Source organism: Arthrobacter sp. P1_B3 (assembly GCF_056406615.1).
This window is the reverse complement of record NZ_JBFTZV010000002.1, coordinates 194,319-209,566: the sequence shown is the minus strand read 5'-3', so window position 1 is coordinate 209,566 and position 15,248 is coordinate 194,319. Positions and strand designations below refer to the sequence as shown.

At 67.6% G+C, this 15,248-nt stretch carries 10 protein-coding genes and 1 pseudogene; 4 read left to right on the top strand and 7 right to left on the bottom strand.

Annotated features, from left to right (window positions below; all coding sequences use genetic code 11):
• Positions 1-16: 16 nt before the first annotated feature.
• Positions 17-1,480, top strand: a complete 1,464-nt coding sequence (locus AC1D2F_RS03715; RefSeq protein WP_476966198.1) for an FAD-dependent oxidoreductase — start codon at positions 17-19, stop codon at positions 1,478-1,480.
• Positions 1,481-1,662: 182 nt separating this feature from the next.
• Positions 1,663-2,664 (top strand): DNA topoisomerase IB, encoded by a 1,002-nt coding sequence (locus tag AC1D2F_RS03710; RefSeq protein WP_476966197.1) that lies wholly within the window; start codon positions 1,663-1,665, stop codon positions 2,662-2,664.
• 56 nt (positions 2,665-2,720) lie between these two features.
• Here AC1D2F_RS03710 and AC1D2F_RS03705 read toward each other — a convergent pair.
• The 6 genes and pseudogenes from AC1D2F_RS03705 to AC1D2F_RS03680 form a co-directional block, all read right to left on the bottom strand.
• A pseudogene (locus AC1D2F_RS03705) lies at positions 2,721-3,559 on the bottom strand (DUF1206 domain-containing protein).
• Between the two features lie 23 nt (positions 3,560-3,582).
• On the bottom strand, positions 3,583-6,351 hold the full coding sequence (locus AC1D2F_RS03700; RefSeq protein ID WP_476966196.1) for a cation-translocating P-type ATPase: 2,769 nt from the start codon (positions 6,349-6,351) through the stop codon (positions 3,583-3,585).
• Between the two features lie 28 nt (positions 6,352-6,379).
• Positions 6,380-7,249, bottom strand: a complete 870-nt coding sequence (gene ppk2, locus AC1D2F_RS03695) for a polyphosphate kinase 2 (RefSeq protein ID WP_229992426.1) — start codon at positions 7,247-7,249, stop codon at positions 6,380-6,382.
• Between the two features lie 355 nt (positions 7,250-7,604).
• Positions 7,605-8,285, bottom strand: a complete 681-nt coding sequence (locus AC1D2F_RS03690) for a FadR/GntR family transcriptional regulator (protein ID WP_229992427.1) — start codon at positions 8,283-8,285, stop codon at positions 7,605-7,607.
• On the bottom strand, positions 8,282-9,577 hold the full coding sequence (locus AC1D2F_RS03685) for an MFS transporter (RefSeq protein ID WP_476966195.1): 1,296 nt from the start codon (positions 9,575-9,577) through the stop codon (positions 8,282-8,284). The genes AC1D2F_RS03690 and AC1D2F_RS03685 overlap by 4 nt, the downstream gene beginning before the upstream one ends.
• Positions 9,578-9,694: 117 nt before the next feature.
• A complete protein-coding gene (locus AC1D2F_RS03680; RefSeq protein WP_476966194.1) occupies positions 9,695-11,137 on the bottom strand; it encodes a PucR family transcriptional regulator in 1,443 nt (480 codons plus the stop codon).
• A gap of 146 nt (positions 11,138-11,283) precedes the next feature.
• Here AC1D2F_RS03680 and AC1D2F_RS03675 point away from each other — a divergent pair, with 146 nt between their 5' ends.
• Both AC1D2F_RS03675 and gabT read left to right on the top strand, forming a co-directional pair.
• Positions 11,284-12,714, top strand: coding sequence for a gamma-aminobutyraldehyde dehydrogenase (locus tag AC1D2F_RS03675; protein WP_229992430.1), 1,431 nt, complete (start codon positions 11,284-11,286; stop codon positions 12,712-12,714).
• Positions 12,715-12,808: 94 nt separating this feature from the next.
• Positions 12,809-14,164: a 4-aminobutyrate--2-oxoglutarate transaminase gene (gene gabT / locus AC1D2F_RS03670; protein WP_476966193.1), complete on the top strand. Its 1,356-nt coding sequence runs from the start codon at positions 12,809-12,811 to the stop codon at positions 14,162-14,164.
• Positions 14,165-14,396: 232 nt separating this feature from the next.
• Here the strand turns inward: gabT and AC1D2F_RS03665 are convergent, their stop codons facing one another.
• Positions 14,397-15,173: an AMIN-like domain-containing (lipo)protein gene (locus tag AC1D2F_RS03665; RefSeq protein WP_229992432.1), complete on the bottom strand. Its 777-nt coding sequence runs from the start codon at positions 15,171-15,173 to the stop codon at positions 14,397-14,399.
• Positions 15,174-15,248 lie beyond the last annotated feature (75 nt).

Below are 15,248 nucleotides of genomic sequence, written 5' to 3'. Positions count from 1 at the left end.
AAAAAGGAACACAGCCGTGTCAACGAACACCCCTGTAGGAACCGCCGCCCGACCGCTGCGCGTTGCCGTCGTCGGCTCCGGTCCCGCCGGCGTCTATGCCGCGGACATCCTGACCAAGAGCGAGGCCGTCAAGAGCGGCGAGCTCACCGTCAGCATCGACCTCTTCGACCGCTACCCGGCACCCTACGGCTTGATCCGCTACGGCGTGGCCCCAGACCACCCCCGCATCAAAGGCATCGTCAACGCCCTGCACAAGGTACTGGACCGCGGCGACATCCGTTTCTTCGGCAACGTGGACTACGGCACGGACCTCTCCATCGATGACCTCCGCACCCACTACGACGCCGTCATCTTCGCCACCGGGGCCATCAAGGACGCGGACCTCAACATCCCCGGCATCGAGCTCGAGGGCTCCTACGGCGGCGCCGACTTCGTGTCCTGGTACGACGGCCACCCCGACGTGTCCCGCGAATGGCCGCTGGAGGCCAAGGAAATCGCCGTGATCGGCAACGGCAACGTGGCCCTGGACGTGGCCCGCATGCTCTCCAAGCACGCCGACGACCTCCTGGTCTCCGAAATCCCGGACAACGTCTACGCCGGGCTGAAGTCCTCGCCCGTCACGGATGTGCACGTGTTCGGCCGGCGCGGGCCGGCCCAGGTCAAGTTCACGCCCCTGGAGCTGCGCGAACTCTCCCACTCCAAGGACGTCGACATCATCCTCTACGCCGAGGACTTCGAGTTCGACGCCGAGTCGGACCGGCAGATCCAGAGCAACAACCAGACCAAGACCATGGTGGGCACGCTCACCAACTGGATCGCCGAACAGCCCGAGGACCTCTCCGAGCTCACGGCGTCCCGCCGGCTGCACCTGCACTTCCTGCACAGCCCGGTGGAGGTGTACGACGGCGCCGAGGCTCCCGGCCGCGTCGCCGGGATCAAGTTCGAGCGCACCGAACTGGACGGCACCGGCAATGCCCGCGGCACCGGCGAGTTTGTCGACTACCCGGTCCAGGCCGTGTACCGCGCCATCGGCTACTTCGGTTCCGCCCTCCCGGAGGTCGAGTTCGACCACAGCAAGGGCGTTGTCCCGAACGACGGCGGCCGCGTCCTGGATGCCGCCGGCACCCACGTCCCGGGGATCTACGCGACCGGCTGGATCAAGCGCGGGCCGGTGGGACTGATCGGCCACACCAAGGGTGACGCCCTCGAAACCGTGACCTACCTGCTCGAGGACCGCGAAAACCTGCCCCTGGCCGCAACGCCCGCCCCCGAGGCGATCGTGGAACTGCTGGCGGGCCGCGGCGTCGAGTACACCAGCTGGGAAGGCTGGCTGGCCCTGGACGAGCACGAGCGCGCCCTGGGCGAGAAGGCCACCGCAGCCGGCGAGTCGCACGGCGTCGCCGTCCAGCGCGAGCGCATCAAGGTGGTGCCCCGCGAGGACATGGTGGAGATCTCCCGCGGCGCCGCCGTCGAGGTCTAGCCTCAACGCAGAACAACGCAGAACAACGCGGGGTCACTTCCCGCCCATCCCCGCCGGCGGGATCATGGGCGCGAGGCGGCCCCGCGTTGTTTGCTTTGCGTGGCAACCCGGGCGGTAGTCAGTAAGCTTACCGTCATGGATGAGCACGATTCGCGCAGGGCCGGCCAATGCGGGGCCGGCCAATGAGGCTCCGTCACAGCAACGCATCCGGCCGCGGATACCGCCGGGTCCCCGCGGGGACCGGGTTCAGCTACAAGGACCTGGACGGGTCCACCCTGCCGCCCGGTCCCGTGCGGGAGCGGCTGGAGGGCATCGGGATCCCGCCGGCCTGGACGGACGTCTGGATTGCCCCGTACGACAACGGGCACATCCAGGCCACGGGGGTCGACGCGGTGGGCCGGCGGCAGTACATCTACCATCCGAGCTGGCGGGAGCGGAAGGACCGGCTGAAGTTCGACCGTTCGCTCCAGCTGGCCGAGACACTGCCGGCCGCACGCCGCCTGGTGACCATGGACCTGCGCTCCGAGGGGCTGACCCGGGAACGGGTACTGGCGGCCGCCTTTCGGATGCTCGACAGCGGATCGCTGCGGGTCGGCTCCGAGCGCTACACCAACGAAAACGGCAGCCACGGCCTCGCCACCCTGCTCTGCGCCCACGTCAAGGTGCGCAAGGACGAGCTCCGGCTCAGTTTCCCAGCCAAGAGCGGCAAGACCTGGGAGTCGCGGATCGACGACGCCGACCTCGCCGCCGTCGTCCGCCAGCTCAAGCGGCGCGGCGGCAAGGCCCGGCTGCTGGCGTACAGGGACGGCCGCAGGTGGCATCCGGTGTCCAGCGCGGACATCAACGAGTACGTCAAGGAGCGCACGGGGGAGGACTTCACCGCCAAGGACTTCCGCACCCTGCGGGGGACGGCGGCGGCAGCCGTCAGCCTGGCGCAGAGCGGCCCGCAGGCGAAAGTCTCGGCCCGGAAGAGTGCGGTGAGCCGCGCCATGCAGGACGCGGCCTCGGTCCTGGGCAACACGCCGTCGATCGCCCGGAAAAGCTATGTGGATCCAAGGCTGCTGGACCACTTCGCGGCGGGGGAGACGATCGACCCGAAGCGGCCCGATTCCGCCGAGTCCGAGATCCGCGCCTTGCTGTACCAGGAAGGCGATGTGGTTCCGCTGCAAAAGGCCGCAGGCTAGTACGCCGGTCCGGCGTGCTGCCCGCGCCGCCCGCTCTGCTGCTTCCGGCGGCGCCGCTACATCCGGCCAAAGCGCGCCCGGACCAGGGCGAACACGCCGTAGGCGATGAACCCTGCCCCGATCGCCAGAAGCAGATACGGGCCGAAGGGGTGGTCCCGGAGTGCCTTGAGGCTGCCGTCCAGCCCGGTGGAGGAACTGGGGTTGTCGGTGGCCGCGGCGATGACGAAGAGCAGCCCGGTCAGGATCAGGGCCAGTCCCTTCGCGACGTGGCCGGTGACTCCGAGCACGCTGATCAGTTTGCCGCGGTGGTCCCCTCGAAGTGCTGCAATTCCTCCTTGAACTTCTTCCCGCAGCCCTTGACGATGAAGTACACGCCGATCCCGATGATGGTCAGCCCGAGGCCGACCAAGGCCGGAACGCCGAACGGGGACTGGACCAGGGCCGTGCTGAAGTCCCGCGTCGAGTCGCCCGAATCGCCGCGCTGGCCCAGTGCGAAGCCCGCGAAGCTCAGCCCGACGCTCCCGTACGCTATGGCGAGGAAGCCGGAGGAGATGAGTTTGCCCAACTGTTCCCTGCGGGGCAGGTGGCGGCCCCGGAGGGTCGCTTCGCTCAGCTGCCAGAGCGAGAGGCCCCCGCAGGCGATGCAGGCCGCCCACATCACGGCCGGACCCCAGGGGTTGGCGGCGAGTTGTTCGATGGCGCCGGTGGGCTCGGCTTGGCCGGGCGCGCCCAGGACCAGGGCGATGGCGATGGCGCCGATCACGATATGCAGCAGTGCCATCACGGCGAATCCCGAACGTGCGACGGCGTCGAGCCAGGTGCTGTTCGACGCCGCCTCGGCGGCGTCGGCGGCGCCGCCGACGGCGGCTTGGATCCCGGAATCTTCTTTGGCCATGCCCTCAGCGGTTGCAGATGCCGTCAGGCAGGAACGGCCGCAGCCTGGTGCCTGGCCAGTTCCTTCGGGCGCCTGGCCCGCAGGATCAGCTTGAACAGTTCGCCAAGGAGCAGCAGCACTACGGCCGGCACCAGACAAATCAGCCACTGCGCACCGGTCAGGGGGACGGTGCCGAACAGGTCCTGCAGCACGCGGATCTGAGTGATCAGCATCGAGCCGATCACTGCCCAAGCGAATGCCCAGAGCAGCTTCGGGTTGGAGACGGTGGACGGCCCGAAGGCGCTTTCCTCGGGGAAACGCAGGTTGAGGGCGACGGTGATGTTCATCAGCCCCAGGCCAACCAGGGCCATGCTCTGGCCCACCTCGAGTGAGCCGTAGCTGGTCTTGCCAATCTGCACGATGATCAGCGTCGCGGCCGCCATGAACAGCCCGACGACGAACAGGCGCACCATCATCGACCGGACGATGATCGGCTGGTTGAACGGCCGGGGCTTGCGATCCATGATGCCCGGCGTCGCGAGGTCCAGGCCCATCACGGCCCCAATGGGGGCGACGATCGCCATGTGGATCCACAGCACCTGCGCCGGGCTAAGCAGCGCAGTTCCGGCGATCGCGAACGCCGACGAGCCGATGAAGGCCAGGATGAACATGAACAGGTTGGCGACCTGGATGCGGATGAACTTCTGCAGGTTGTCATACACGAGCCTGCCCTGCTCGACCGCGCTCACGATCGTGGCGAAGTTGTCGTCGGCCAGGATCATCTTCGCCGCTCCCTTGGCGACGTCCGTGCCCGTGATGCCCATCGCGATCCCGATGTCGGCCGCGGCAATGGCTGGTGCGTCGTTCACGCCGTCGCCGGTCATCGCGACAATGTTGCCCTTGCGCTTGAGCACCTCGACCAGCCTGACCTTGTGCTCGGGCGCCACCCGGGCGATCACGCCGATCCCGTCCACCTCGCTGTCGGCTTCCGCGTCGCTCATCGCAGCGAACTCGGCACCGGTCACCGCGCGGCCCCTGATGCCCAGTTCGTCGGCGATCGCCGCCGCGGTGACGGCATGGTCGCCGGTGATCATCCGGACCCGGATGCCGGCGTGCTTGGCTGTGGCAATGGCGGCCACTGCCTCGGCCCGCGGCGGGTCGACCTCGCCAATCAGTGCCGAAATCTCCAGGTCTTGCATGAGCGCCATAAGGTCGCCCGTCGGATCGAACGTCGCGGGGTCGAACTCGCGCTGGGCCAGGGCGAGCACCCGCCTGCCCTGGCCCGCGATGCGGTCGTTCTCGGCGAGCACTTTCGCGCGCATCTCTTCCGTGAGGGGTTCGGCGCGGCCGCCCGGCATCCGGCCGAAGGATGACCTGTCGAGGAGGACGTCGGGAGCCCCCTTCACGTAGGCACGGATCACGAAACGGCCGTGGGCACCGGGCATCAGGTGGAACGTGGCCATAAACTTGTAGTCGGAGTCGAAGGGTACCGACGCCACGCGCGGGTTATTTCGGCGGAACTCCCGGACGTCCACGCCGCCCTTCTGCGCGAGCACGAACAGTGCAGCCTCCGTGGGGTCTCCCACGACCTCGCCGTCCTGGATGTCGGAGTCGTTGCACAAGGCGCAAGAGAACATGACATAGTCCAGGTCCCGCTCGGCGTCGCCGGTGGTCCGTTTGACCTGGCCGTCGAAGCTGTAGCCCTCACCGCTCACGGTGTAATGATGCTGGACGGTGGTGATCTCGCGCACAGTCATCTGGTTCAGGGTCAGGGTGCCCGTCTTGTCCGAGTTGATCGCCGACGTGGATCCGAGTGTCTCGACCGCGGGCAGGACCTTCATGATGGCATTCTTCTTGGCCATGTTGACTGAGCCGACGGACAGGATCGTGGTGACGACGGCTGGCAGCGCATCAGGGATCGAGCCGACCGCCAACGCCACACCGATCCCGAAGAGCACCGCGAAGGATTCGCCCTGGGCCAGGCCCATCACCACGATCGCGACGAAGGCGAAAAGTGCCGCGACGATAATGAAAATGGTGAGCCGGTCCACTTGTTTGGTGAGCGGGGTTTTCTCCGTCTTTTGGCCGGCCAGCATGTGGGCGATGTGGCCGACCTCAGAGCCCATGCCCGTGGTGGTGACAAGGATCTCGCCGTGGCCCCGGGTCACGTTGGTGTTCATGAACGCCATGTTCAAGCGGTCTCCGATGCCGACGTCGTGCCGCCTGATGGCCGGGGTGTCCTTCTCGACCGCCACGCTTTCCCCGGTCAGGGCGCCCTCCTCGATCTGCAGGGTCGCGGCCAGGATCACCCGCCCGTCGGCCGGGACCCGGTCGCCGGCGTCGACCACCACGATGTCCCCGGGCACGATCTGGTCGGCGGGCAGCTCCACGATGTCGCCGTCGCGGCGCACCTTGGCCATCGACTTCATCATTTGCCCCAAGGAAGCGGCGGCCGCCTCGGCCTTTCCTTCCTGGTGATAGCCCAACCAAGCGTTGAACAGCGTCAGCAAGGCGAGGCCGACGGCGGTCCCGTACTCCTCGATCACCAGGCTGACCAAGGCCGCGACCACGAGCACAATCTGCATGTAGTCCTTGTAGTGCTTGAAAAACCGCTTCCACACAGGCTCCGGTTTCGCGGCCGCCAGGGCGTTTAGGCCGTGCTCCTGCAGCCGCTGCTCCGCCTCGGCCGTGCTCAGCCCGAGGGACGGATCAACGCCCAGCCGGCCCGCGGCCTCGCCGGGTGAGAGCGCGTACCACGTCGCGTCCGCGTCGGTCGCAGTCAACTCTGCTGCTGCTCCGGGATTGTCGGTCATGACTTTCTCCTCATCGCCGGGACGCTACTCAGAATGGTGTCGGGATTTGCCGGACAGCCAGCGTGGGTTCACGGTAGTCGCCGGCCTTCTGACGCTTGGGGAGTTCGACGTCGAGCCCGGCGTACGGCTCGTAGGGAACCTGGCTGAGCAGGTGGCTGATGATGTTGAGCCGGCCGCGCTTCTTGACGTCGTTGTTCGCGACGTACCAAGGTGCCCATGCGGTGTCGGTCGCCTCGAACATGGCGTCCCTGGCCCGGGAGTAGTCGTACCACCGGCTGTAGGACTTCAGATCCATGGGCGACAACTTCCACGTCTTGCGCGGATCGTCCATACGGCTCTCAAGCCGCCGGGTCTGCTCGTCTTCGCTGACCTCGAGCCAGTACTTGATCAGGATGATTCCGGAGTCGACCATCGCCTTCTCCACCATCGGAGTCATGTTCAGGAACCGCTCGGTCTGCTCGGGGGTGCAGAAGCCCATCACGGGCTCGACGCCGGCACGGTTGTACCAGCTGCGGTCGAAGATGACCACCTCGCCGGCCGCCGGGAAGTGCGACATGTAGCGCTGGAGGTACATCTGGGATTTCTCCCGCTCCGTCGGTGTGGGGAGCGCCACCACCCGGAAGACCCGGGGGCTCACGCGTTCGACGATGCGCTTGATCGTGCCGCCCTTGCCGGCCGTGTCGCGGCCCTCGAAGACGATGCAGACCTTGGCTCCGGTGGACTTTACCCACTCCTGCATGGCGACCAGCTCGCCTTGCAGGACAGCCATCTCCGCTTCGTACTTCTTGCGGCGCATTTTCTTGCCGGCCTGCTCGTCCTGTCCGTCGGCGCTCTTGGTCTTTTTCTTCTTCTTGCCCACCATCGACCTCCTCGCGGCGTACTTGCTGAGGTAAATCACAGCAGCGGCACTACAAGATTCGATGCGACCGCACTTAGTCCCGGGGGATGGGGCGGAAGTGCAGACACCCTTGTCGCGGGCACCCTCGCGCAGCGTGCTACCACTCTTAGTGTTGACCGAGGTCGGGACGCGGTCTACGGCACTAAGACCCTATTGGGGTGCCCGCGGAACCGCGCGCCACAGTCGAGCCGGCCCCTGCTGCTGGGCGCAGGGGCCGGCCGTCTGGACTCGGCGTTGGCGCCGATGATGACGGGGATCCGCGTGGCCGCGAGCCTGGCCCCGAGGCCGGTGCGCGAGTGGCGGCCGCCACTGAGACAGAGCATCTTCCGGTCACCTTGGGAAAACCCTTAGGAGGCTACTCCTGGAGCCATTCGGCGCAGGAGTTCAGGTTCCGGGTGACGCTCTCGACGGCGGCAGCCTCGTCGCGGGCGGCAATCGCGGCCACGAGTTCGTCGTGACCCTCGAGCGGCAGGCCGTTGAAGCCTCCCCGCCGCTGCTGGCGGAGCAGATCATTGTGGAAAACACTGCCGAAGCTGACATACAGCTCATGCAGCAGCGGGTTGGCGGACGCCTGCGCCACGCGCACATGGAAGTCCCAGTCGGCGCGGGCCCACGAGGGATAGTCCGCGGCCAGCCAGGCGACACGGCGGGCGGTGAGCAGGCCGCGCAGGGCGGTGACGTCCTCGGCCGTCGCGTGACGGGCGGCAAGCCGGGCCGCCTGGGTGTCCAGCCCGACCCGGACCTCGAGGATGTGCTCCTGGGAGTGGTCTTCGTACATCCGCTGTGTGGCGCCTGCGATCTCGCTCGTGGCGCGGACGTACGTGCCGTCCCCGCGGCGGACCTCGAGCATTCCGCTGTGGGCGAGCGCCTTGATGGCCTCGCGCAGGGTTCCGCGGGAGACCCCGAACGCGGCCATCAACTCAGGTTCGGCCGGAATGCGCTGCTGCAGCGGCCACTCGCCCGAGTGGATCAGGGCCCGCAGCTTGGCAGTGATTTCCTCCGCCAGCGGCGTCCGGTGCGAGGCAGTGAGTGTCATCGCCGTGTCCCTTCCGGGGAGTGCGCAGTTCCTTCTGGAGTGTGAGAAGCGGCCCGCTGTTCTTTGGCCCGCAGTTCCTTCGGCCCCGCCGACAGGAGATGGCCCACCGCGATCTGGCCGAGGGCCACTGCCAGCAGGAGGGCCAAGGGCAGCGTCCAGGAGTTGGTGGCGCTGTGCAGCAGGCCCATGCCGAACGGCCCGAGGGTCGCCAGCAGATACCCGGCGGACTGGGCCACGGTGGACAGCGCGGTGGTCTCGGCCGCGGTGCGGCCGCTGCGGCTGATCATCACCATGACCAGCGGGAAGATGCCGAGGCCGAAGCCCAGTAGCACCGCGGTCAGTGGAGCCAATGCAGCCGGCAGGACCAGCATGGCCAGGACGCCGAGAGCCATGGTCACAGTGGCCAGGTAGAACGCTGTCCGAAGCATCCGGGGGCGTGAGCCGATGGCGACCAGCACCATGCCGGCGGGGACGGAGACGAGCTGCATGAGTCCGAACATGAGCCCGCTGTCGGAGGCGGTGAGGCCCATCGTGGCCAGCATGTAGGGGAACCAGCTGAGCACGGCATAGGCCAGCAGTGCCTGCACCGTAAAGCCGAGGGTGATCAGCGCGCCGGTGCGGGTACGCAGCAGGGGCCAGGGGGAAACCCGGGCGGCCTTGCCGGCGGACGCGTTGCGGTGGGCGTGCACCGCGATCGGGAGGAAGCCGAGGCAGGCGCCCAGGGCCAGGAGGCCGATGGAGCCGACACCCGCCGAGGGTGAGCCAAGGGCCTGGGCCACGGGAACGATCAGCACGGCGGTGACGGTGGCGCCTGTGGTCATGGTCAAGGTGTAGACGGCGGTCATAAGGGACGTGCGGTCCGCGAAGTGCACCCTGATGAAGGAGGGCATGGCCACGTTGCAGATGGCCAGCCCCGACATCCCCGCCACGGTGCCGGCCAGCAGCATCCCGGTGGACGGAACTCCGCGCAGCAGCAGCCCGGCCGCCAGCATCACGAGGGAGAGCAGGATGGCTTTTTCCAGTCCCAGCTGCCGGGTAAGCCAGGACGTGGCAGCTCCGGCCACCGCGAAACACAGCGTGGGGATCGAGGGGATCAGGGCCGCGATCAGCGGGCCGTAGCCCAGGACGGCCTGCAGGTCGTGGAAGAGCGCGGCGGCGCCGGTGATCCCGGCGCGCAGATTGAGCCCAATGAGCACGAGCGCCACGACGCCGGCAACGATCACGCCGCGCGGGCGGACCGCGCCGGGTGGAGCTGTCTGGGAAAGTGCGGAAACCGCCGTGCTGCTAGCCATACCTAAAGGTTAGACGTTTGATGTTTGAGGTACAGCCTTTAGTGGCTAATATCTCGGAAAGTGACAGCCCCAGCGCGATGTGACCCCGCCTTGCCCGGGGTGTGGCGCGGACGGTGGTCAGCGCGGGTGCCGTGCGCTGAGCCGCTGCACCGAGAGCGCGAGCCAGAGCTGCACCCGGTCTGCTGTCTGCGCGGGGTCGTAGCCGGTGAGTTCGGTGATCTGCGCCAGCCGGTAGCGGACCGTATTGCGGTGCAGGGTGAGTTCCTCGGCGACGGCCGCCACCGAGCCGTTGTTGCCGAGGTAGCTTTCCAGCGTGGCCAGGAGCTCGGCACCGTGCGCCGCGTCGAAGGCCCGCAGCGGGTTCAGCGATTCGTTGGCCATGTCCGCCAGCGGAACGTCCTCGCTGGCCAGCAGCAGCGAGGTCAGGCTCAGCCGCTCAGGCTCGTTGACCGGCAGGCCGTGGCTGGCCGCGTCGCGTGCCTCGAAATAGCTCCAGCGCAGGCCGTTGGGCTTGGTGTAGGCCCCGCCAATGCCGATCGTGGCGTGGATCCCGGCCTCGGCCAGGTGGTCGCTGAGGCTGCGGGCGAGGGCGCTGGCGCCGCTGCCGTCGTCGGGCATCACCACCACGAGGTCCTTCCCGACGACGGCGCTGACCGCCGCCTCGAGCGGCTGGGGCAGGGAAGAACTCCCCAGCTGTTTCTGGTGGGCGGCCGATTCGGCGAGCAGGACCACGTTCTTGCGGGTGCTGTTGATGCCGACCCCGGCCAGGCGCCGGGTGGCTTCGCTGGCCTCCAGCGTCCCGTGGATGACGTCGTCCAGGACCTGGCCGGCCAGCGCCCGCTGGGCCTGCCGCTGCTTGACCATGTTGTTGAGCTCAACGCTGATCAGGTTTTGGGCGTAGCCCACGATGCCCGAGTCCTCGAACGGCTGCTTCACCCACAGGGTGCAGGCGTCGCGGCGGCCTGTGGGGATGGGGTAGGACGCCCAGCCCTCGGCCTTGGGCGCGGGATGGCCGGGCACGCTGTTGTACAGCTGGGCGGTGAACTGGGTCAGGACGATCTCGGTGCGCAGCATCGAGCCCAGGTGTTTCAGGAGTTCGGCGAGGCCGCCGCCGGTCAGCAGGGCGCGGGCCAGGATCTGGTGCCCTGCGATGAGCCGCTCGAGCTTGACCAGGTGGTCCGCGGACTGGGCGTCGGCCACGAGCTTTCCGATCGCGATGAAAGGCGTTTCGTAGGGCACCTCCACCACCGGCAGCCCCCACCGGTTGGCCTCGGCGATCAGGGCAGGCGGCACGGCGTCGTGCGTCAGGCCCACCCCGAACCCGATGCCCACCGCTCCTGCCCGCTGGACCTGACGCACGAACCGGCGCTGCTCCGCGGCGCTCTTGAGCCGCATCCCCGTCGTCAGGATCAGTTCGCCGCCGTTGAGGAAGCGCTGCGGGTCCTCCTGTTCGGTGACGGCCACCCAGTGAATGTCCTGCTGCCAGGTGGTTTCGGCGAGGCCGGCCTTGGTGAGATTCAGGGACGGAACTCCCAGCAGGGCGGCGAGTGAAATGGCCATGGATTCAGGATAGCCGGGTGCTGGTCAAGCGCACTAAAGTGTGCCGAGCATGGTGTGCAGGTGCCTATTCCCTGGCTTGCCCCGCTGGCATAGGCTCGTGACCAGTCACACATCCGTCATTGGCAGTAAGAAAGAGGTTGTACACCGTGGTTCAAACCTTGCAGAACTTCATCAACGGCGAGTTCGTCACCCCCGCCGGCACAGGGTTGCTGCCCATCGTGAACCCCACCAACGGCGACGTGGTGGCGCAGGCGCCGATCTCGGTGCAGGCCGACGTCGACGCCGCCATGACGGCAGCCAACAACGCCTTCAAGAGCTGGAAGCACGCCACGCCCGGGCAGCGGCAGCTCATGTTGCTCAAGCTCGCGGATGCCGTCGAGGCCAACAGCGACGAGCTCGTGGAGGCCCAGCACCGCAACACCGGCCAGGTCCGCTCCCTGATCGCCTCCGAGGAAGTGGCCGCGGGCGCCGACCAGCTGCGCTTCTTCGCCGGCGCGGCCCGCATCATGGAAGGCAAGTCCGCCGGCGAGTACTTCGAAGGCCACACCTCCTACGTGCGGCGGGAACCGATCGGCGTCGTGGCCCAGGTGGCCCCGTGGAACTACCCGTTCCTCATGGCCATCTGGAAGATCGGGCCCGCCCTGGCCGCCGGCAACACCGTGGTCCTCAAGCCCTCGGACACCACCCCGGAATCCACCCTGGTGCTGGCCCGGCTCGCCGGTGAAATCTTCCCGGCCGGCGTCCTGAACGTTGTCCTGGGTACCGGCGAGACCGGCGCCATGATGGTGGAGCACAAGGTCCCGGGCCTGGTCTCCATCACCGGGTCCGTCCGCGCCGGCATCGCCGTCGCCTCGGGCGCCGCCAGGGGACTCAAGCGCGCCCACCTGGAACTCGGCGGCAAGGCCCCGGCCATTGTGTTCGCCGACGCCGACATCAAGAAGAGCGCCGCGGCGATCGCCGAGTTCGCCTTCTTCAACGCCGGCCAGGACTGCACCGCGATCACCCGGGTCCTGGTCCAGGATTCGGTGCACGACGACGTCGTCGCCGCCATGGTGGAGCACACCAAGACCCTGCACACGGGTTCGCAGAACGACGAGGACAACTACTTCGGCCCGCTGAACAACGTCAACCACTTCAACGCTGTCACGTCCGTTGTCGAGCACCTGCCGGCGAACTGCAAGATCGAGACCGGCGGCCACCGCGCGGGCGAGAAGGGCTTCTTCTTCGAACCCACGATTGTCACCGGCGCCAAGCAGAGCGATGACATTGTCCAGAAGGAAACGTTCGGCCCGGTCATCACGGTGCAGAAGTTCAGCACCGAGGACGAGGCAGTGGAGCTGGCCAACGACGTCGACTACGCCCTGGCCTCCAGCGTCTGGACGACCAACCACGGCACCGCGATGCGCCTGAGCCGGGACCTCGACTTCGGCGCCGTCTGGATCAACACGCACATTCTCCTGACCGCCGAAATGCCGCACGGAGGCTTCAAGCAGTCCGGCTACGGCAAGGACCTGTCCATGTACGGCGTCGAGGACTACACCCGTATCAAGCACGTGATGAGTGCGCTCGACGCCTAACGCAGATGCATAACGCCGACGCATGACGCGGCTGCCTAACTGAACCTGACGCATAACTGGCGCGCCTCAACCGCACGCTTAGAAAGGCTTTCCCATGACCACCACCGCACATGACATCACCTACCGGCTCGAGCAGAAGCGCCGCGTCCAGGCCGACTTCCCGGGCCCCAAGTCCGTTGCCCTGACCGAGCGCCGCAAGGCGGTCGTCGCCGCCGGCGTCGCGTCCAGCGTCCCGGTCTTCGTGGCCGACGCCGACGGCGGCATCATCCACGACGTCGACGGCAACTCCTTCATCGACCTCGGCTCCGGCATCGCGGTGACAAGCGTCGGCGCCTCGGACCCCGCCGTCGTCGGCGCCGTGAAGGAAGCCGTGGAGCACTTCACCCACACCTGCTTCATGGTCACCCCGTACGAGGGCTATGTTGCCGTGGCCGAGCAGCTGAACCGCCTGACCCCGGGCGACCACGAAAAGCGCACAGTGCTGTTCAACTCCGGCGCGGAGGCTGTCGAAAACGCCGTCAAGGTGGCCCGCCTGGCCACCGGCCGGGACGCCGTCGTCGCGTTCGACCACGCCTACCACGGCCGCACCAACCTGACCATGGCGCTGACGGCCAAGGCCATGCCGTACAAGACCAACTTCGGCCCGTTCGCGCCCGAGGTCTACCGCATGCCGATGAGCTACCCGTTCCGCGAGGAAAACCCGGCGATCACCGGTGCCGAGGCCGCCAAGCGCGCCATCACCATGATCGAGAAGCAGATTGGCGGCGAGCAGGTTGCCGCGATCATCATCGAACCCATCCAGGGCGAGGGCGGCTTCATTGTCCCCGCCGACGGGTTCCTGCCCGCGCTGGCGGACTGGGCCAAGGACAAGGGCATCGTCTTCATCGCCGATGAGGTCCAGTCCGGCTTCTGCCGCACCGGCGAATGGTTCGCCGTGAACCACGAAGGTGTTGTCCCGGACATCATCACCATGGCCAAGGGCATCGCCGGTGGCATGCCGCTCTCCGCCATCACCGGCCGCGCCGACCTCCTCGACGCCGTCCACCCGGGCGGCCTCGGCGGCACCTACGGCGGCAACCCGGTGGCGTGCGCAGCCGCGCTGGCCTCGATCGGTTCGATGGAGCAGTACGACCTCAACGGCCGCGCCAAGCACATCGAGGAGATCGCCCTCGGCAAGCTGCGCGAACTGGCAACGCAGCAGCCCGTGATCGGTGACGTCCGCGGCCGCGGCGCCATGCTGGCCGTTGAACTCGTCCAGGCCGGTTCCAAGGAGCCGAACCCGGAGCTGACCAAGGCCGTCGCCGCAGCCTGCCTCAAGGAGGGTGTCATCATCCTCACCTGCGGCACCTACGGCAACGTCATCCGGCTGCTGCCGCCGCTGGTGATCAGCGACGAACTGCTGCTGGACGGCCTCGAGGTCCTGGCCGCGGCCATCAAGGCCAACGCCTAGCCCACCAACTAGCACACGGCACAATAGGCTGCCGGGACGGCAATCCCTTCCGGGAAACCGGCCTTGCCCGAACAGCGGGGCATACAACGGAAGAGCCGCGGACACATCGTCCGCGGCTCCTCCGTTTTCTGTTGTGCCTGATGTTCCTGTTGTTTCCGTCCGTCCCGCCGGCTACGTGGTTGCCGTCCCATTTCTCGGCTTTTGGCATTTTGGCTTTCTGCTTCTGCCGGCCCTACTTCCAGGCGGTCGCGTCCAGCTGGATTGCCACCACATAAAGGTGCTGGCCCTGCTCGATCTTCTCCACCTCAGTGACGCGCACCTTGGTCTCCGGGATCGTGCTCATCGGACGGCCGACGCCGATCCCGTAGCTCAGCACGCCCTCGAAGTCCCCGGCCGGCGCGTAGCTGGTGAGCGCCTGGTACCCGATTGCCGGTGCGGGCGCGCTGGTCACGGTGCTGGCCGTGCCGTCCGCGGTGTGCGACTGGGCGCCGCGGAACGTCACTTCGAGGATGGTTCCCGTGCCGGGCATCGGGATGGGCAGCCCGCTGCCGTCATCGACGAGGTCGGGGACCACTTCGACGTCGTAGCTGGGGAAGCCGCCGGAGAACCGGAAGCTCAGCTGGTCATACGGCGGGACGTCGGAGGGGTGCTGGCCTGCGCCGATCGCGTACAGCGTTGGCAGCGGTGCCGCCGGCGGAGGTGCGATGGGCACCGGGTTCTCGTGGTCCGTGTGGAACGGGGTGGTCGGTCCCGGCACCGACCAGTCGTGGGTAACCGTGGAGGAGATCACTTTGTCGCCGGATTGCGGCGGTAACGTCTCGTCGGCGTCGCCGGTTGCTGACGGCGACGGGCTCGCCGTCGCGGTGGCGGACGGGGACTGCGACGGCGGCTGGCTGCTGGGGGAGGGCTGCGGCGCCGGTGGCGTGCAGGCGGTCAGGACCAGCAGGAGCGTCAAAGTTCCCAGTACCGCGGTCTGCGTCCCGGTCCTGCGGTTGCGAATGGCGTTCATGATGCGCTCCCCTCGACCATCCAAGCGTAGGGCCTGAAGATTGTGCTGCTCAGGGCCATAAGTCACCCCCTTTTG